The 17,795-nt window shown below is 51.2% G+C and carries 18 protein-coding genes; 5 read left to right on the top strand and 13 right to left on the bottom strand.

Annotated features, from left to right (window positions below; all coding sequences use genetic code 11):
- Positions 1 to 4 precede the first annotated feature (4 nt).
- The 6 genes from OGV57_RS04635 to osmE all read right to left on the bottom strand — a co-directional run bounded on the left by OGV57_RS04635 (position 5) and on the right by osmE (position 5,146).
- The gene (locus OGV57_RS04635; protein WP_003843452.1) at positions 5 to 1,360 is read right to left on the bottom strand and encodes a 6-phospho-beta-glucosidase; all 1,356 of its coding nucleotides are present in this window, start codon (positions 1,358 to 1,360) and stop codon (positions 5 to 7) included.
- A 124-nt stretch (positions 1,361 to 1,484) separates the two neighbouring features.
- The gene (gene chbR, locus OGV57_RS04630; protein ID WP_085951046.1) at positions 1,485 to 2,327 is read right to left on the bottom strand and encodes a transcriptional regulator ChbR; all 843 of its coding nucleotides are present in this window, start codon (positions 2,325 to 2,327) and stop codon (positions 1,485 to 1,487) included.
- A gap of 10 nt (positions 2,328 to 2,337) precedes the next feature.
- Positions 2,338 to 2,685: a PTS N,N'-diacetylchitobiose transporter subunit IIA gene (gene chbA, locus OGV57_RS04625; protein WP_003030618.1), complete on the bottom strand. Its 348-nt coding sequence runs from the start codon at positions 2,683 to 2,685 to the stop codon at positions 2,338 to 2,340.
- Positions 2,686 to 2,739: 54 nt separating this feature from the next.
- The gene (chbC, locus tag OGV57_RS04620) at positions 2,740 to 4,098 is read right to left on the bottom strand and encodes a PTS N,N'-diacetylchitobiose transporter subunit IIC (protein ID WP_003030619.1); all 1,359 of its coding nucleotides are present in this window, start codon (positions 4,096 to 4,098) and stop codon (positions 2,740 to 2,742) included.
- 87 nt (positions 4,099 to 4,185) lie between these two features.
- Complete coding sequence (gene chbB, locus OGV57_RS04615) at positions 4,186 to 4,506, bottom strand: PTS N,N'-diacetylchitobiose transporter subunit IIB (RefSeq protein ID WP_003840900.1); 321 nt, start codon at positions 4,504 to 4,506, stop codon at positions 4,186 to 4,188.
- 298 nt (positions 4,507 to 4,804) lie between these two features.
- The gene (osmE, locus tag OGV57_RS04610; protein WP_003030621.1) at positions 4,805 to 5,146 is read right to left on the bottom strand and encodes an osmotically-inducible lipoprotein OsmE; all 342 of its coding nucleotides are present in this window, start codon (positions 5,144 to 5,146) and stop codon (positions 4,805 to 4,807) included.
- A gap of 200 nt (positions 5,147 to 5,346) precedes the next feature.
- On the opposite strand from osmE, the gene nadE reads away from it, so the two are divergent.
- On the top strand, positions 5,347 to 6,177 hold the full coding sequence (gene nadE, locus OGV57_RS04605; protein ID WP_054528308.1) for an NAD(+) synthase: 831 nt from the start codon (positions 5,347 to 5,349) through the stop codon (positions 6,175 to 6,177).
- A gap of 131 nt (positions 6,178 to 6,308) precedes the next feature.
- The gene (cho, locus tag OGV57_RS04600) at positions 6,309 to 7,196 is read left to right on the top strand and encodes an excinuclease Cho (RefSeq protein ID WP_054528307.1); all 888 of its coding nucleotides are present in this window, start codon (positions 6,309 to 6,311) and stop codon (positions 7,194 to 7,196) included.
- Here the strand turns inward: cho and ves are convergent.
- The 7 genes from ves to astC all read right to left on the bottom strand — a co-directional run bounded on the left by ves (position 7,156) and on the right by astC (position 14,944).
- A complete protein-coding gene (gene ves / locus OGV57_RS04595) occupies positions 7,156 to 7,731 on the bottom strand; it encodes an environmental stress-induced protein Ves (RefSeq protein WP_003030626.1) in 576 nt (191 codons plus the stop codon). The genes cho and ves overlap by 41 nt on opposite strands.
- 353 nt (positions 7,732 to 8,084) lie before the next feature.
- Entirely contained in the window at positions 8,085 to 8,570 is a 486-nt protein-coding gene (spy, locus tag OGV57_RS04590; protein ID WP_003030629.1) for an ATP-independent periplasmic protein-refolding chaperone Spy, read from the bottom strand.
- 349 nt (positions 8,571 to 8,919) lie between these two features.
- The gene (gene astE, locus OGV57_RS04585) at positions 8,920 to 9,885 is read right to left on the bottom strand and encodes a succinylglutamate desuccinylase (protein WP_054528306.1); all 966 of its coding nucleotides are present in this window, start codon (positions 9,883 to 9,885) and stop codon (positions 8,920 to 8,922) included.
- Positions 9,878 to 11,221, bottom strand: a complete 1,344-nt coding sequence (gene astB / locus OGV57_RS04580; protein WP_048219034.1) for an N-succinylarginine dihydrolase — start codon at positions 11,219 to 11,221, stop codon at positions 9,878 to 9,880. The genes astE and astB overlap by 8 nt, the downstream gene beginning before the upstream one ends.
- A complete protein-coding gene (astD, locus tag OGV57_RS04575; RefSeq protein WP_054528305.1) occupies positions 11,218 to 12,696 on the bottom strand; it encodes a succinylglutamate-semialdehyde dehydrogenase in 1,479 nt (492 codons plus the stop codon). Before astD ends, astB begins: the two co-directional genes overlap by 4 nt.
- On the bottom strand, positions 12,693 to 13,727 hold the full coding sequence (gene astA / locus OGV57_RS04570) for an arginine N-succinyltransferase (RefSeq protein WP_032936105.1): 1,035 nt from the start codon (positions 13,725 to 13,727) through the stop codon (positions 12,693 to 12,695). Before astA ends, astD begins: the two co-directional genes overlap by 4 nt.
- Positions 13,724 to 14,944 carry a succinylornithine/acetylornithine transaminase gene (gene astC / locus OGV57_RS04565; RefSeq protein ID WP_054528304.1) on the bottom strand — a complete coding sequence of 407 codons (1,221 nt, stop codon included), beginning with the start codon at positions 14,942 to 14,944 and terminating at the stop codon, positions 13,724 to 13,726. Before astC ends, astA begins: the two co-directional genes overlap by 4 nt.
- 444 nt (positions 14,945 to 15,388) lie before the next feature.
- Here astC and xthA point away from each other — a divergent pair, with 444 nt between their 5' ends.
- The 3 genes from xthA to OGV57_RS04550 all read left to right on the top strand — a co-directional run bounded on the left by xthA (position 15,389) and on the right by OGV57_RS04550 (position 17,770).
- Positions 15,389 to 16,195 (top strand): exodeoxyribonuclease III, encoded by an 807-nt coding sequence (gene xthA / locus OGV57_RS04560; protein ID WP_003030642.1) that lies wholly within the window; start codon positions 15,389 to 15,391, stop codon positions 16,193 to 16,195.
- A 223-nt stretch (positions 16,196 to 16,418) separates the two neighbouring features.
- The gene (locus OGV57_RS04555; protein WP_170926230.1) at positions 16,419 to 17,075 is read left to right on the top strand and encodes a TVP38/TMEM64 family protein; all 657 of its coding nucleotides are present in this window, start codon (positions 16,419 to 16,421) and stop codon (positions 17,073 to 17,075) included.
- Positions 17,072 to 17,770 carry a TVP38/TMEM64 family protein gene (locus OGV57_RS04550; RefSeq protein ID WP_003843444.1) on the top strand — a complete coding sequence of 233 codons (699 nt, stop codon included), beginning with the start codon at positions 17,072 to 17,074 and terminating at the stop codon, positions 17,768 to 17,770. The genes OGV57_RS04555 and OGV57_RS04550 overlap by 4 nt, the downstream gene beginning before the upstream one ends.
- Positions 17,771 to 17,795 lie beyond the last annotated feature (25 nt).

Genomic DNA, 17,795 nt, shown 5'->3' with positions numbered 1-17,795 from the left:
TCAGTTAGTGTTGTTCGCTTTTGAGTTTCTCAATGCACCCGGCGAAGTTTGGCAGCCATTTTTCATGCGCCAGAATCAGTTCACGCGCCAGAATTTCGGCATCGCTGTCAGAATGCACCAGCGGGCTCAGGTTCAGCGCCAGCAGCACATCATTCAGCTCACCGCTCAACGCTGCGTTGCTCGCCGCCACTTCAAAACCTTTAATGGTATAGATAAGGCCGAGCACTTTCTCATCAAAATGGGTAATTCGCGGATGCGGCGTAGCACCGTTGCGCCCCAGCGTACAGGTCATCTCAACCGCCCAGTCGGCAGGAATATTATCAACATGCCCATGGTGAGGAATGTTGACATAGTGCTCGGTCTGTTTGTCATTGTAGATGGCATTGATCACTTCACAGGCCGCATCGGAGTAATAGGCCCCGCCGCGCTGCTCCAGCTCTTTCGGTTTAACGTTTAGCTCAGGATTTTTGTAGAGCTCAAACAGTTGTTTTTCAACTTTTTGTACTACCTGAGCACGTGCGCCACCCTTATAGTACTCGCCCATTTCGATCGCCAGCATCTCTTTTGGCTTGAAGTAGTACAGCAGATACGAGCACGGCAGCAGCTTCAGCGAACGAATCAATCCTTCGCTGAACGGCAGGTCGAAGATGTTCTTCACGCCAGAGGCTTTCAATTGACCCGAAGCAACGCCGTCAAGCAGTTCATCAAAGCGTGACACACCGTTGACCAGAACATCCTTAATGAAGACCATATGGTTCAGACCAAACAGGTCGATAGATAAGTCATCGCTCTCTTTCAGCGCCAGCACGTCGCTGATGAACATTTTCATGCCGATCGGAATATTACATACGCCGATGAATTTCTTGAAATTCGTATGGCGATAAACCGCCTCAGTCACCATCCCGGCTGGGTTAGTGAAGTTGATCACCCACGCATTCGGGCACAGTTCTTCCACATCTTTAACAATATCAAAGATAACCGGAATGGTACGCAGGCCTTTGAACAACCCGCCAGCGCCGTTGGTTTCCTGCCCCAGATACCCGTGGCTCAGCGGAATGCGTTCATCCTTTTCACGGGCTTGCAGCTGCCCTACACGCAGCTGGGTGGTAACGAAATCAGCATCTTTCAGTGCTTCACGGCGATCCAGCGTTTTAAACAACTTCATCGGCACGCCGGCTTTATCGATCATGCGCTGGCATAGGTCAAAAATAATGTCCAGTTTCTCTTTTCCACCGTCGACATCAACCAGCCACAACTCAGAAACCGGTAATTCATGATAGCGCTTAATAAAGCCTTCAAGTAATTCAGGGGTGTAGCTGCTCCCGCCACCGATAGTGACGACTTTTAATTTCTGGCTCATACTTTCTCCCTTCAGTGTCAAAACACTGACGTGTATTATGCTCAACCCGTATGTCAGGTATAGCGTGGCTGTCCCGACGCTATTTTGGGCAAGCTATAAAAAATGGGTTATTGGCAAATAATATCTACTGATTAAATTCAGTTAATTTCTTACGGTAGCTATTCGGTGTAAACGACGTCAGCTTTTTAAACGTTTTAATAAACAAGCTTGGACTACTGTAGCCAGACTCGTAAGCAATATCCGTTACAGAATAGTTCGTCATTTCCAGCTGTTTTTTAGCAAAGTTAATGCGGATTTCATTAATAATCTGCATCGGCGTTTTGCTGTAATAACGCTGGGTTGCGCGGGTCAGGTACTCCTGGGATTTCGCGGACAGGTGTACCATATTTTCCAGCGCATTCTCGCTAAACTGCCGTTTGTCATGCATGGTCTCAACGGTGGTTTTAAGCCACTGCGGAATATCATCCAACACCTGCTCTTCGCGATGATGACGTAACCGATTAATAATATAGAAGGTGACCACTTCTACAAATTCATCCAGTCCGCTCTCGCGAAAGTTAAGTGATGCAATAACCGTTTCAATATAGGTAAGAAACGAGTTATTCGCCCGATAGACCTGCGATGCAACGAAACAAAATGGCAGTAGCGGGTGATAGTGCTGTTCAAAAAAACGTTTACTGATGCCGACGTTAAGGATCCTTGTCGCACCAAAATCATAAAAACTTTGGTGGTGCGATCCCAACGGGATAAAGACAAAGTCTCCACGTTCGAGCAGTACGCGTTTACCGTTGATTTCCTGATAATAGCGCCCGGTTAAAACCAGGGTAAATTCATAGTAGTCATGCTGATGCAGCCCGCTGATGCTCTCAGTTTTGTTATAGATGAACACATGGAAATTTTTGCCATTAAACAGCTGCTGTTCATAAACGGTTTTGATTTCCGGTGCGTTAATCTGTAGCTGCATTATGCACTCCTCGCTATTTCAGCTTTTCGTGAAGTTCAATCAGTTCAGTCACCAGCTCACGCGCCAGCATTGATGTCATCAGGTGGTCCTGCGCGTGGACCAGCACCAGGCTAACTTTCATTTTACCTTCACCCTGATCGCCTTCAATCAGTTTCGTTTGCACGAGGTGCGCTTCGTTCAGCGCCAGACGAGACTGGTCCATCATCGCCTTGGCCGACTCGAAATCGCCTTGCTTGGCCATTTTAAGTGCGCCGTACGCCAGGCTACGCGCCTGACCGGAGTTGATGATGAGGCCCATCACCACTTCTTCAAGTTCTTCTGCTTCGGACTGCGTGTCGACGATGTTCTCGATATCCAACATACTTTTTTCCTCTGGTTCAGTCCGGCATGACCGTGAAGCCATGCCGGATTAAATTTAGAATTTCAATGCGTTAGCGATATCTTCTTCGCTTTCTTCTTGGTCAATAACATTCTGCGCTTTGTTGGCTACCACCACGAACGGCAGGTAAACCAGCGTTGCAATACCGAGGTTGAACAGCGCGACCAGCAGAGCAGCGACACTACCGTTGGTGTTAAAGAACGCGCCCAAACCGGTTGGCATGGTCCACGGTGCAATGTTGGTAATCGGTGGAATAATGCCTGAGTAATAAGCTGCCAGCGTAATCGCCGCCAGAATCGGCTGAACCAGGATGAACGGGATAAACATCACCGGGTTCATGATGATCGGCAGACCGAACAGGATAGGTTCGTTAATCTGGAACAGACCTGATGGCAGTGCCAGTTTAGCAACCTGACGATAGTCAGGACGACGCGATGCCAGGAAGATAGCGATAATCAGACCCAGCGTTGCCCCGCTACCTCCAAGGAAAATATAGGAGTCGAGCATCGGTTTCGCCCAGACGTGGAACGTCTTACCGGCTTCCAGCGCGGCATCTACGGAACCAAACTGTTGGTAGATAGAGATGTTTTCCAGCGCCCATGGCGTCATGATACCGCTGTCCAGCGCAGTCAGCGCCAGTGAACCGTGAATACCAAAGAACCACAGCAGCGGAACAAAAATCACGTAGGCCCAGCCCACCACGCTGCCCAACGACGCCAGCGGAGTTGAAATGGAATCCATAATGATCTGGTGGAAGTTCGTACCCCAGGTGTTCAATGCCCAGGCGATGATCCCCATAATGGAGAGGATAAGGAAGCCAGGAATCAGCGCAGAGAATGAGCGCGATACAGATGTCGGTACGCTATCAGGTAATTTAATGACCCAATTGCGACGAACCACAAAGGTGAACATTTCCGCGACCGCGAGGCCGATAATGATACCGGAAATAATATTGGCACCGCCGAGCCAGTTCGCGCCAACGGCATAGGCTTCACCCACGCTATAAGGCGTTACGGTCATAAACGCGGCGACAGATAACAGCCCGGCAGCCAGTGAGTCGACTTTACGTTCTTCTGCCAGCGCCATGCCGATAAAGAACGGTGCCATCAATGACATGATACCCAGCGTACCGTTATAGACGTTTCCACCAATGCCTTTCAAGCTATTCAGCGTTTCAATAGTTGAAGCATCAAGTCGAATGCCCATTGAATAAAAAAACGACCCCTCCCCAAAGCTCAGGAAAACGTTATTGATTAATACAAACATGGCCCCTGCGAGGGTTAACGGCATTAAACGAATAAAACCGTTCTTGATTGCATTAACGTGTGGCTGCTTTCCAATTTTTACAGCAAAAGGAAGGAGTACCTTTTCAAGTGAAGCAATAGCGTTACTCATAGAAAAATACCCTTAAATACCGCAATTAAAAATTGCGGTGAATGTTAATGAAATAACTCTTTGACGGGAAAAATTAAAATAAAATAATTAATTTGCTGCGGCTTTTTTAATTGCTGCAACAGCAGCCTTAAGCACGCCTAAACCATCGACTTTGCCATACAGCAGCGAGTCAATCACTTCCACAGGCTTGTTGGGTAACAAACGCTGAATTTCGGGCAACATATAAGCAATTTGTGGACCTAATAACACGACATCGGCCGTTGGACCTTTTTCTCCGGCCAGCGTTTCAGGAAACGCTTCAATAATAACCGGCACTTCGTATTTTTCGGCCTGAGCACGCATCTTCGAAACCAACAATGAAGTCGACATGCCCGCAGAACAAAACAGATAAATGTGTTTCTTTTCCATTAAAACGATCCTCATATGCGATTATCTGTCAACCAGACACTCCGCAAGCCATAACCTGCATCCATGCTCTGGGTAACTTGCGTCAGCTAAATTACTTTTTTAGGTGGCTGAAATGAGTATACGGGATTGCACCAGTGGATGGTATTTCCTTGACCAACTAAATTGTCTCTCCTTGACCTGTCGTTATGACCCCCCTCACATTTCGGGCAAATAATTCGCGGCAATAAATAAGATCGTTCGGCACAAAAAAACCGGCACGATGGCCGGTTCGTCTGAATGCTCAGGCAATAAGCAGTTGTTACTTCTTCGCCGCCTGCGGGTCGGTGTCGTACTCTGCGCAGGTCTGGTAACCGGAGTTAATCACATGTCCGGTGTCATCTAAAGCAACAAAATAGGTTTCAGCTTTACCATCTCGTTGACCCAGGATGTAGGTCTGGCATGTCCCTCGCGCATGAATCATGCTGACTTCAGAAGAAGGTTTACCGGCAATCTGCGCCACCTGCGCCCGGCTCATCCCTTTCTTCACATCTTTCACCACGGGTTGAACAAATTGGTCTTTGGTACGATCGTAAGCCGTACACCCTGCCAGCATAGTCAAAACAGCCGCTGCACTCAGAATTCCTGTTAGGTTCTTGTTCATATTCCGTCCTCTTGTATTTCAGCGTGTTATATAAGCCTGGAGCACAACAACGCATTTTTCAAGCAATCAGATGATACTTAGGCGGTTTCGGAAAATTCTATTAAAACAAAATGATGCTCGCATCCCTTGTCGTTTGGGCCTCAACGCGATAATTTTAACACATCATTTTTTTGATCATTTTATTTTCCATAGGGGGTTAAATGACTCTGCAGCAAGAGATAATCCAGGCGCTTGGCGCAAAACCGCACATCAATGCAGAAGAAGAAATTCGCCGCAGCGTGGATTTCCTTAAATCTTATCTGCAGACCTACCCCTTTCTGAAATCACTGGTATTAGGGATTAGCGGCGGGCAGGACTCAACGCTCGCGGGAAAACTATGCCAGATGGCTATTTCCGAGCTTCGCGAAGAAACGGGGAATGACGCGCTGCAGTTTATTGCCGTACGTCTGCCATATGGCGTTCAGGCTGATGAACAGGACTGTCAGGATGCCATCGCCTTTATCCAACCGGACCGCGTACTCACCGTCAATATTAAGGGTGCGGTACTGGCCAGTGAACAGGCCCTGCGTGAAGCGGGTATTGAACTGAGCGATTTTGTCCGTGGCAATGAAAAAGCCCGTGAACGTATGAAGGCTCAGTACAGTATCGCCGGTATGACCAGCGGCGTTGTCGTGGGAACCGATCATGCAGCAGAAGCTATCACCGGATTTTTCACCAAATACGGCGATGGCGGTACTGACATTAACCCTATTTTCCGTTTGAACAAGCGTCAGGGTAAGCAGTTGCTTGCCGCGCTGGGTTGCCCGGAACATTTATATAAGAAAGCACCAACCGCCGACCTCGAAGACGAGCGTCCTTCTCTGCCGGATGAAGCCGCATTAGGCGTCACCTATGACAACATCGACGATTATCTGGAAGGAAAAACGCTGGCTGCCGACGTCGCGAAAAAAATTGAAGGCTGGTATCTGAAGACCGAGCACAAACGTCGCACACCGATTACGGTGTTTGATGACTTCTGGAAAAAAGTGTAATTCTTTTAGTCACATATTGCCGGATAGCACTGAGATCACCGCTGTCCGGTCCCTTTTCCTGATCTGATGCCGCTTTTTTAATCGGTTCCAAACTGTTATACTGGATGGATAACCAGCATCCGGAGTGAGAAGTGGTACGGCGTCAATCAGCCCCGCGCCTGACATTTGAGGCAGCGGCAATCTATGAATATCCTGAGCACCTGCGTCCATTTTTGAATGCGCTTCCCGCCGTGCCAGGCGTCTATCTGTTTCACAGTGAAAGTGACACTATGCCGCTCTATATTGGTAAAAGCGTCAATATTCGCAGCCGCGTGATGGCACACCTGCGTACCGCAAACGAAGCAGCAATGCTGCGTCAGGCCAAACGCATTAGCTGGATTTGTACCGCGGGAGAAATTGGTGCCCTGCTGCTGGAAGCGCGATTGATCAAAGAACAGCAGCCGTTGTTTAATAAACGACTGCGGCGCAATCGTCAGCTTTGCGCCTTGCAGCTTACCGACCGAACTGTTCAGGTTGTCTACGCACGAGATATTGATTTCTCCCATGCCCCCAATCTGTTTGGCCTGTTTGCCAATCGTCGCACAGCGCTACAAGCGTTGCAAAGCCTCGCGGATGAACAGCAGCTCTGCTACGGCCTGTTGGGGCTGGAACCCCTGAGTCGCGGGCGCGCCTGTTTTCGCTCCGCGCTTAAGCGATGCGCCGGAGCGTGCTGCGGGAAAGAGAGTCATGAAGCCCATCATTTGCGTCTGTTAGAGGCGCTGGAAAGAGTGAGAGTCATTTGCTGGCCATGGAGCAATGCCATCGCGCTGCAGGAAACCCGCGCTGAAATGACACAGTACCATATCATCAACAACTGGCTGTGGCTGGGAGCCGTTTCAACGCTGGATGAAGCGGCTACCCTGGCGCGTATGCCGGCCGGCTTTGACCATGATGGCTACAAAATTCTCTGTCGGCCTGTTCTGTCTGGTCAATATGACATTATTGAACTGCGTCCGGAGAATGGCCCGGCATCCAGTTAATCTCGCTGAACAGCAGTTTTCCCTCGCGCTCCAGCAGTCGTAAGGTGTGTTTACCGTCGTGCCAGCTTGCACCCTGATCGGCGGTCAGTAGCTTATCGCCCAGTTGCCAGGCACCGCTGATAACAAATACCACGCCGCCGCGCGAACCAAAAGTCGTAAACGTACGGTCGGCAACTCTGACTTTCGCCTGGCAGACATCCCGTCGGGTCATGATATTGAAATCCATCGACATCTGCCCTTCTGTCAGCTTCGCTTTTACCACCTTGTCACCGGCAAAGGTAAAAGGCTGATGCTGTTTCAGAGTATGTGTGAAGGTGTTTGACTCTTCCAGGGTCACTTCTCCACCTTCCAGTAAAGTAATCACGCGTTCTACGCCGGGAAAGAGAGAAAACTCTCCGTTGGCTGCAATGGAGGCGATACTCGCCCGCCAGTGAAAATCTCGTGTTGCTGGCGGAAAACAGCAAATCTCACGGGTTTCTCCCGCACCATTTCGCCACAGATTGACCGGCATTTTGCGGATATCAAAGTATTCCATCATCCCTCCAGAAAGACGCAGCACGGCAACCCGCCGTATACAGGCAGCCATAAATCATCATTGGTATGTTCACCCTGCAGATTATTGTTATCGGCAGCAGAGTTGATTTGCCTTAGCGATGAACCCGGTGTTTTGCAAAAAAGAATAACGCGCTGATCCAGGTAGAATTTTCACGGGCTTCAGGAGAATAGCGTGTCGTGTGTCCGGTGCAATAGGCAGGAAAGAAAAAACCGCCGATCCTGCCCACATCGTTAAACGTGTTGTGGACAAGAGCGGCGGTCTTGAGTTCGGTTTCACGCTGTGCGGCAATCAGTGCAACACAGCATGAATGATTTAGTGTAGACGCTGATCGATTACTCGGCAGCTTGTGGCATTTTACCTTTCTGCGCTGCACGTTCTGTCAGACGCTTCTCAAAATTGGCATTAAACTGCTTTTTCTGTTCCGGGGTCAGAATGTTGTAAATCTTGTTCTGAGTTTCCATATGCGCCAGCATGTTGGCTTTGCGCTGTTCTTCCATCTTCGCAATCTGCGCTTCGGCTTTCGCTTTATCGAAACTATCGCTGGCAATAATGTCGTGCATCGCGCGACGCTCTTCCAGCGGCGGACGTTTCATCTGGTCGCGTTGACCTTTCATGATCTCGCGAATCTGCTGTTTCTGAGCATCGGTCAGGTTCAGGTCTTTGAACATCATGTCGTGATGCGGGGCGAATTTACCGTTGTGGTGCATCATCGGTTTGGCATCAGCTGGCGCAGCTGTTGTCGTGTCAGCGGCGTGAGCCAGGTTGGCAGCACCCAGGGCCAGAGTAGAGGCAACAAACAGAGCAGTCAGTTTACGCATAATTTCTATCCTTTCTTTCAGTTATTTTTACGACACTCATGCGACTCTTATGCAATGTGATGTCGTGTTGACGAGATTAACTTTACCGGCTTAAGCGTCAATTAATCAGAGCAACGGTAAAACAGTGAAAGTATAAAAAACAAATTTTCATCAATTATGAAGAAAAAAAGAATAAATTGCGCAGAGTTGCAATAAAAAATTACAACAGGATGATTTTGAAAGGATTATGAAGAACTATACCTGAAACCTGATTATTAAGAAAGCAATTCACCAGGAATAATCCGTAATAAATAAAAACAGCACGCAAAAATAAGCCCTGAAGGATAAACCTGCAAGGCATATATATTTATCACATTTTTTGGAGCATCAGCCCGGCACGTAAACCACAGGCCACGTTGGGATTCGGAAAGAGAACGTATTCAACATCATGGGTGACAATAAAACGTTCATCACCGTCCTGCGCCAGCAAGGTTCCCTCTTTAAAAGGGGTAAAGTTGAGCGTCTGGTTATCCATATGAAGAATGAAATCGTCGCTACGTCGCGTGATTTGCGACACTACGCGGTAGCGCAGCGGAGATGTTTCTCCCGTCGATACTCGCTCGCCTCGCAGCAACTGCGCCAGGGCGTCTGCCGTTTGCGCAAACTGGGACAGATCGTTTTGTCCAAACGGCAGCGCTTTACCGAGTTCCAGCGTACAGGCCAGTGCGCCAAAATGTTCAGCGCTAAAATGGGTGAACGTACCGCCAGGCGCCTGATGGAAGACCAGCGCCTCCAGTCCCGCATCTCCCAGCCATTCAAGAAAACCCTCATCCCAGGCAACGTTGCGTTGTGGCAACACGCCAAAGCGCAGATGCTGTGAACCGCGAATCGCGGTGTGTAGATCCAGATGCCAGCGTGCTGGCTCTTTCGCCCGCGAATAAAAATCCTCCAGACACAGCTCAAGCTCATGGGCTCGGCGCGTTTCTTCACTCGCGGTAAAAATCTGCCACCGGCCGCAAAACATACGATTCAGGTCGCTATGACAATACCGTTTTCCCGCAGCAAGTGCCTGCGGGTTTCCCAGAATCACCAGTAGCCGCCATGTTAGTACCAGCTCGCCGCTAAATAACCTGGACAACAATGAGTCGAGTATCTCTACCGGCGCGGTTTCATTGCCATGGATCCCCGCAGACAGCACCAGAGAATGTTCAACGGGTGCAAGCGGCGTCAGTTCCAGAATTCCGTGACCGATCCACTGCCAGTCAATACCATGAATGGTTCCTTGCGTTTTCTCTGGAGTGGCGCCTGCGAGCGTGATAGCCAGAAAGTTATCCATGGCGCATCCCCTCCTGCTGGAAAGGATACACAGAGCCGAGGTTAAGCAATTGCGTCAGCGTATCCAGCGCTTCACGCCCCTCGCGCAACAGCTGTGGGTCGGCAAGGTCGGCAGCGGTAAGACGATCGCGATAGTAACGGTCAACCCAGTTATTCAACGTGTTAAACAGCATATCGTTCATGATAACCGCCGGATTCACCGCCTGCTGTTCCTGCAAGGTGAGCACCACTCTCAGGCGCAAGCATGCCGGACCGCCGCCGTTGGACATACTTTCACGCAGATCGAATACCCGCAGATCATCGATCGGATTGTCTTCCTCGACAAGACGGTTCAGATACCGCCACACACCAGCATGCTCCCGGCACTCCTGTGGCAGGACCAGCATCATCGAACCGTCATCACGACTCAGCAACTGACTGTTAAACAGATAGGTAGTCACCGCATCCTGCACCGAAACTTCCGCAGTCGGGACTTCCAGCGGGGTAAAACCTGCCACCTGACTACGCAACTGCTCTAATAACGCCTGCTGTCTGACAAACGCTTGCTGATGACAAAACAACACCTGGCGATTCGACACCGCAATCACATCGTTATGAAACACACCAAGATCGATGACATCCGGATTTTGCTGAGCAAAAATACACTGATGCGGGTTAACCTGATTCAGTCGTGCGACCGCCTCACTGGCCTCACGGGATTGCCTTGCCGGATAGCGCTTCGGCTGGGATGCATTGCCTTCTTCACGACCGTAAACAAATAGCTGTACACCGGGATCGCCGTAATCTCCACCGAGGCGGTTATGGTTTGCCGCCCCTTCATCACCGAAAAGCGCAACCTGGGGTAACGCACCGTGGACAGCAAAACTATTCTCATCACGGAAAATCGCCCGTAGCAACGCTTCGGTAGTAGGCGCTTCCAGCGAACGGTGGAACTTATTATTCAGATTCGCCACCGTCAGATGCACTTTCCCGTCCAGCGAATCTGCTGAAGGGCAAACCGTTGCCGCATTCGCTACCCACATAGGCGATGCGGAGCTGGCACTGGAGAGCCAGTGAGGTGCCTGACGCGCCACTTTCTCCAGCACCTGTTCGTCACTGCCGCTAAAACCCAACTGACGCAGAACCGGAATAAAAGGCCGCTCGTGGGGGGGGATCACCGCCTGAGGAAAACCCGCATCCGCCAGCGCTTTCATCTTTAGCAGACCTTGCTTCGCCGCCAGACGCGGGTTCGACACCTGAAATCGATGTTTGGTTGAGGCCTCATTACCAAATGACAATCCAGCATAGTGGTGAGTCAGTCCCACCAGGCCATCAAAATTTACCTCACGGGCTTTCATAGATTATCCTCGCGAGAAAAATCCAGCCCGGGGCTAAGCGCCGTTGGCAGCGTTAAGACCGGTGATTCCAGACTTGCCATCGGCCAGGCGCAATAATCTGCGGCATACCACGCGCTGGCGCGATGGTTCCCGGAAGCGCCAACGCCGCCAAACGGTGCGGTACTCGCAGCGCCGGTTAACGGCTTATTCCAGTTGACGATCCCTGCTCGTGCCTCCAGCAGTAGCTGTTCAAACTGGCCGCGATCGGGCGAAACTAACCCACACGACAGTCCAAAGCGGGTGTTGTTCGCCACACGAATCGCCTCATCAAAACTGTCATAACGCCATACGCCAAGCAGCGGCCCAAAAACCTCTTCATCAGGTACGTTCGCCGCCCCGGTCAGTTCAATGATTCCAGGGGTCAGCAGTGACGTTCCGGCTTTCACCAGACGTGGCGCCAACAGCGTACGTCCCCCCAACGACGCCAGACGCTGCCAGGCATCATAGACATGCTGCGCGGCCTGTTCGGAAATCAGTCCGCCCATAAACGGCTGCGGTTCCGCATCCCAGTTACCGGGCATTAAACGCTGACTAACCTCCACCAGACGCGTCAGGAACGCATCACCCTGCGCGCCTTTTTTAACTAACAGGCGGCGGGCACAGGTACAGCGCTGTCCGGCGGTGACAAATGCGGACTGAATGGTCAGATGTACCGCGGCATCAATATCCTCCGGATTCTCAATAATCAGCGGATTATTACCCCCCATCTCGAGGGCGAGGATTTTTTCCGGTTGACCGGATAACTGCCGATGCAACTGATAACCGGTATTGGCACTGCCGGTAAACAGCAGACCATCGAGGTCTTCCAGCGCACTCAGCGCCTGCCCTGTTTCACGTCCGCCCTGCACCAGGTTCAGCACGCCCGGCGGCAACCCCGCCTGTTCCCACAGCTTTGTTACTGTTTCACCGGTCCACGGCGTCAACTCGCTGGGTTTGAAAATCAACGTATTGCCTGCCAGCAATGCCGGAACAATATGACCATTGGGTAAATGACCAGGGAAGTTATACGGACCAAAAACCGCCAGCACGCCGTGTGGGCGATGGCGCAACGTTGCCGCGCCATCCGGTAGTTCGCTGTGCTGCTCTCCGGTACGGGCATGGTAAGCTTTGACGGAGATGGCGATTTTATTGATCATCGCCGTCAGTTCAGTCGCGGCTTCCCAGCGTGGTTTGCCGGTTTCCCTGGCGATAATCTGGGTTAGCTCGGACTTATTGCTTTCCAGCAATGAAGCAAACTTTTCAACAATCGCCTGGCGTTCACTGAAGGGCTGTTTAGCCCAACCGGCAAAAGCTGCACGCGCAGCCTGGCACGCTTGCGTCACCTGCGTGGCATCGGCATCATTGCCGTGCCACAGCACATCACCACCTACTGGGTTGGTTTTCAACCGACGCTCGCCCAGTCCCGTCACCCAGTCACCGTTTATCCATAGTGTCATGCTGTTTTCTCCTCTGCACAAAGACGCACAAAACGTACATGGTCGCCCGCGTGGCATTTCAGGGCATCCAGTTGTGCCGCCGTCAGTACCAGACGTTGGGTATCCGGGTCTGCGCGAACCAGCATGACACGGAAGTTTTGATAGTTTTCATTGGCAACCAGACAGGCCGGATAATCGCCGATTGCTGGCTGACCTTCCGCCACTTCCACCAGCCTGCTTTTACGAATCGCCCGCACCCGGTCAATATCGCATTCCAGCGTCGGCCCGCCGTCGAAAATATCGACATAGTTGCGATAGCGAAAGCCCTCTTTCTCCAGCACCGCCCGCGCGGGCGCCGTTTGCGGATGAACCTGACCAATCACGCTTTGTGCTTCATCAGACAGGAAATCGGTGTAAATAGGATGCTTGGGCATTAATTCAGCAATAAACGCTTTTTGCCCTGTTCCGCAGAGAAAATCCGCCCGGCTGAATTCCATTGAAAAAAAACGTTTGCCGAGGCTTTGCCAAAACGGCGAGTAACCGTGTTCATCGATCACGCCGCGCATCTCAGCCACGACCTTCTCATTAAACTTGTCACGAAACGCGGCCATAAACATAAAGCGCGATTTTGACAACAAATAGCCGTTGCCTTCTTTTCGCCAGTCCGGATCGAGAAACAGCGTACAAAGCTCGCTGCTACCCGTGTGATCGTTACTCAGAAACAACGTCGGCAGCGCGTTATACACATTCAGCTCTTTCGAGGCGTGGACCAGTGTGCCGACCCGATAGTTGTACCAGGGATCGTTAAGTCCTACCGCCACCTCAATGGCGCAAATCCCGGCCACAGTTCCGCTGGCGCTGTCTTCCAGCACAAACACATATCCCTGCTCACTTTTGGGCAACTCACCGCGCCAGGTTTGTAGCGAACGTTCGATACGCGCCATTAGCGTCGCTTCATTCGCCGGTAGCGAGGTCAATCCGCCGCCGGTCTTACCGGCAAGCTGCATCAACGCGGTGATATCAGCACGTTCAATGGGACGAATCACCATCATGATGAACCTCCTGCTTTAATGCGTTCGCAGGCCAGCGCAAAGCGATCAAGTCCGGTGGCGACTTCTTCTTCGCTGACATTGAGCGCTGGCGCAAAACGCACCACGTTAGCGCCAGCAATCAGTACCATCACCCCGGCAACAGCCGCTTCTTGCGAGATGAGTTTCGCTTTCCCGGCAAATTCCGCGTTCAGCACGCAGCCGATCAGCAGCCCGAGTCCACGAATTTCACTAAACAGTCCAAAACGTTCGTTAATGGCGTTAATACGCTCCACAAACCAGTCGTGGCGCTGTTTTACTCCGTTGAGCACTTCCGGCGTGTTAACAATTTCCAGCAGTTTACCCGCCACCGCCGTCGCCAGCGGGTTGCCGCCGTACGTTGTACCGTGCGTACCCACCGTCATCACACTGGCGCAATGCTCTGTCGCCAGCAGCGCGCCGATGGGGAAACCACCGCCCAGCGCTTTAGCTGTCGTCAGCAGGTCCGGCGTAACGCCGTAATGCATATAGGCATACAGCTCGCCAGTACGGCCAACCCCGGTCTGAACCTCATCAAAAATCAGCAGCGCATTATGGCGATCGCATAATTCACGCACCCCCTGCAAAAACGCGTTTGTTGCCGGCACCACGCCGCCTTCGCCCTGGACAGGCTCGACGATGACCGCACAGGTCGTGTCATCAATCAGTTGGCTGGCAGAATCGAGATCGTTATACACGGCATGGCGGATATCCGGCGGCAGCGGCGCGAAATCCTGTGAATAGGCGGGCTGACCACCGGCGCTGACGGTAAACAGCGTGCGGCCATGGAAGGCATTTTTAAACGCCACAATCCCGCTCTTCTGACTGCCAAAACGATCGTGGGCATATTTACGCGCCAGTTTTAGTGCCGCTTCGTTGGCTTCTGCGCCGGAGTTACAGAAGAAAATGCGCTCGGCGAAGGTGGCGTCAATCAGCTTTTTCGCCAGACGCAATACCGGCTCGTTGGTGTAGCCATTTCCGGTATGCCAGAATTTGCTCGCCTGGTCGTTTAATGCCTCGCGCAATGCCGGATGGGCGTGACCCAGCGCGTTAACCGCAATGCCTCCCGCGAAATCGATATACTCTTTACCCTGCTGATCCCACAGACGTGAACCTTCACCCCGCACCGGAATAAAAGGGGCCGGAGCGTATACAGGCATCATCCATTCATCAAAATTTTCACGCGTAATTGACAGAGACATAGCGACCTCAACGGTAAATAAAAGGTTATTTATATGTTAATAAATATAGTGTTTGCGGTGTAAATGTAGATTGCAGGGTTCGTGCCAGCCAGCGAAAAAAGTGCATAAACGGAGGTCGAGGACGGAATATCAACGGGTTACAACGTGACGATATTCACTATACGTGCATATAAAGTGAATATGTTTGCGCATCAGGTGACTAAACAGAGGAAAAAACGCAGTTTTATTCAGTCGCCAAATATAATTCTGGAATTGTGATCGTATACGAAATTTTTCGGAAATTATTGCTCCATTCCGGCGCGCTTCGCGCCAAAACGGTGCAGTTTTTGCTCCATCGTTAACACCATTAGCAATCATTGTTGGAATCAGGTGACAAGAAGCAGTCAGTCTGCAGAAATTCTGCTACCATCCTTGCACTATTCATCTTGCAAAGTGGCAGTGACTATGAAATTTGTCTCTTTTAATATCAACGGCCTGCGTGCCCGTCCCCATCAACTGGCAGCCATTGTCGAAAAACATCAACCGGATGTTATTGGCTTACAGGAGACAAAAGTCCACGACGATATGTTCCCTCTCGAAGAGGTAGCAAAGCTCGGTTACAACGTCTTTTATCACGGCCAGAAAGGCCATTACGGCGTCGCGTTGTTAACGAAAGAAACGCCAATTGCGGTACGTCGTGGCTTCCCGGGCGATGACGAAGAAGCGCAGCGTCGTATTATCATGGCAGAAATTCCGTCCCCTCTGGGCAGCATCACTGTGATCAACGGCTATTTCCCGCAGGGCGAAAGCCGCGACCATGAAACTAAATTCCCGGCCAAAGCCGCGTTTTACCAGAACCTGCAAAACTATCTTGAGACAGAGTTGAAGCGCGACAATCCGGTATTGATCATGGGCGATATGAATATTAGCCCAACCGATCTCGATATCGGCATTGGCGAAGAGAACCGTAAACGCTGGCTGCGTACCGGAAAATGTTCCTTCCTGCCGGAGGAGCGTGAGTGGATGGAACGCCTGCTGGGCTGGGGTCTGGTGGATACCTACCGTCACGCAAATCCTGAAAAGAATGACCAGTTCTCGTGGTTTGATTACCGCTCAAAAGGCTTTGACGATAACCGTGGCCTGCGTATCGATCTGCTGCTGGCGAGCAACCCATTGGCGGAACGCTGCGAAGAAACCGGCATCGACTATGAAATTCGCAGTATGGAAAAACCGTCCGACCATGCGCCGGTATGGGCTAAATTCCGCGTCTGACCTTCTATGTTTTTTTACTCTCCGGGCCCGGCCTGGAGAGTCTGTTTATTCTGTGCAAAATCAATAAAGCGACGGTAATACATTGTTGCGGCCGGGAATTTATTATATCTTCGCGCGCACTTTTCGCTGACGAAAATGCTCCATTGCACTCGGTTTTACAGGAGAACCCCCATGAAAAAGAAGTTCGCATAAAGCAGAATACCGGCTGCTGATTGTCGCGGTCCTGTTCTGCGTTCTGGCGGGAGTTTTCCATCATTATGGTCTGACCGACCTGATAACCAATTTCCACCATTTGCAAGACGTCATCCGCCAAAGCGGTATGTTCGGCTATACGCTTTATATCCTGCTGTTTATTGTTGCTGCGCTGTGTCTGATCCCCGGCAGCATCCTGGTGATCGTCGGCGGTGTGCTGTTTGGCCCCGTGGCAGGGACGCTTATCTCGTTAGTGGCAGCAACCGTGGCCTCGGCGCTGTCGTTTTTGCTGGCTCGCTGGCTTGGACGGGATCTGCTCCTGAAATACGTTGGGCATACGACAATGTTTCAGGCTATCGAAAAAGGTATTGCCCATAGCGGAGTTGACTTTCTGATCCTCACCCGGCTCGTGCCGCTGTTCCCTTATAATATTCAAAATTACGCCTATGGGCTGACGGCCATTCCGTTCTGGTCATTTACCGTGATATCTGCGGCAACCACTTTACCAGGCATTTTTATTTATACGCTGATGTCGCACGAACTGGCCAGCGAAGGAATTAGCTGGGCATTTATCGGTAAGCTCAGCGTGGCGGGGCTGGCGTTATTCGCCCTCGTACAGGCAACCAAAGCCTGGGCCCGTTATAAGCATGTCGATCCATCAGCTCCTCACGAGTGCGCAGATAAATGATAAAACGACGCATCCATTACTACCGCGCAGGAGTGATAATCCTGCTGCTGCTCGCGCTGATAGCGTGGGCGTGGATACCTGGCGTGAGCGATTTTCTCCACGCCAGCCTGGCGGCATTTGCCACGCTCGATCAGCATGCAATTGAGAATTTTATTCGTTCTTACGGAACTCAGGCGGCGGTCGTTTCATTCTTCCTGATGATCTTGCAGGCCATCGTCGCCCCGCTTCCCGCTTTTGTGATCACCTTTGCCAACGCTTCGCTGTTTGGTGCATTTTGGGGCGGCATATTGTCCTGGTGCAGCGCAATGGCAGGCGCGGCGCTGTGCTTTTTTATTGCCCGCGTTTTAGGCCGTGGCGCGGTGGAGAAACTGACCGGAAAAACGGTGTTGAACAACATGGACGCTTTTTTCGAGCGCTATGGCAAGCACACCATTCTGGTCTGTCGCCTGTTACCTTTTGTACCGTTCGATCCGGTAAGCTACGCAGCAGGCCTGACCTCGATTCGGTTTCGCCATTTTTTCATCGCCACCGGCATCGGTCAGTTACCCGCCACTATCGTCTATTCATGGGCGGGTAGCCTGTTAACCGGCGGTACATTTTGGTTTGTAACCGGCCTGTTCATCCTGTTCGCTCTGAGCGTAATAATTTCAGTGGCGAGAAGCCTTTATCTTGAACATCAGCGAAAAAAAACCTGAGACTTCCCCCCATTTTTAGCCATGG

Source organism: Citrobacter sp. Cf087 (assembly GCF_030334285.1).
GTDB lineage: Bacteria > Pseudomonadota > Gammaproteobacteria > Enterobacterales > Enterobacteriaceae > Citrobacter > Citrobacter freundii.
The sequence above is the reverse complement of the archived record's forward strand: the minus strand, read 5'-3'. Positions and strand labels throughout refer to the sequence as shown.

What these genes read in the sequence shown, in the direction of transcription:
- OGV57_RS04635 (WP_003843452.1), bottom strand. Translation starts at nt 1,360, where the DNA reads ATGAGCCAGAAATTAAAAGTCGTCACTATCGGTGGCGGGAGCAGCTAC.
- chbA (WP_003030618.1), bottom strand. Translation starts at nt 2,685, where the DNA reads ATGTTGGATATCGAGAACATCGTCGACACGCAGTCCGAAGCAGAAGAA.
- chbC (WP_003030619.1), bottom strand. Translation starts at nt 4,098, where the DNA reads ATGAGTAACGCTATTGCTTCACTTGAAAAGGTACTCCTTCCTTTTGCT.
- chbB (WP_003840900.1), bottom strand. Translation starts at nt 4,506, where the DNA reads ATGGAAAAGAAACACATTTATCTGTTTTGTTCTGCGGGCATGTCGACT.
- osmE (WP_003030621.1), bottom strand. Translation starts at nt 5,146, where the DNA reads ATGAACAAGAACCTAACAGGAATTCTGAGTGCAGCGGCTGTTTTGACT.
- nadE (WP_054528308.1), top strand. Translation starts at nt 5,347, where the DNA reads ATGACTCTGCAGCAAGAGATAATCCAGGCGCTTGGCGCAAAACCGCAC.
- ves (WP_003030626.1), bottom strand. Translation starts at nt 7,731, where the DNA reads ATGGAATACTTTGATATCCGCAAAATGCCGGTCAATCTGTGGCGAAAT.
- spy (WP_003030629.1), bottom strand. Translation starts at nt 8,570, where the DNA reads ATGCGTAAACTGACTGCTCTGTTTGTTGCCTCTACTCTGGCCCTGGGT.
- astE (WP_054528306.1), bottom strand. Translation starts at nt 9,885, where the DNA reads ATGGATAACTTTCTGGCTATCACGCTCGCAGGCGCCACTCCAGAGAAA.
- astB (WP_048219034.1), bottom strand. Translation starts at nt 11,221, where the DNA reads ATGAAAGCCCGTGAGGTAAATTTTGATGGCCTGGTGGGACTGACTCAC.
- astD (WP_054528305.1), bottom strand. Translation starts at nt 12,696, where the DNA reads ATGACACTATGGATAAACGGTGACTGGGTGACGGGACTGGGCGAGCGT.
- astA (WP_032936105.1), bottom strand. Translation starts at nt 13,727, where the DNA reads ATGATGGTGATTCGTCCCATTGAACGTGCTGATATCACCGCGTTGATG.
- astC (WP_054528304.1), bottom strand. Translation starts at nt 14,944, where the DNA reads ATGTCTCTGTCAATTACGCGTGAAAATTTTGATGAATGGATGATGCCT.
- xthA (WP_003030642.1), top strand. Translation starts at nt 15,389, where the DNA reads ATGAAATTTGTCTCTTTTAATATCAACGGCCTGCGTGCCCGTCCCCAT.
- OGV57_RS04550 (WP_003843444.1), top strand. Translation starts at nt 17,072, where the DNA reads ATGATAAAACGACGCATCCATTACTACCGCGCAGGAGTGATAATCCTG.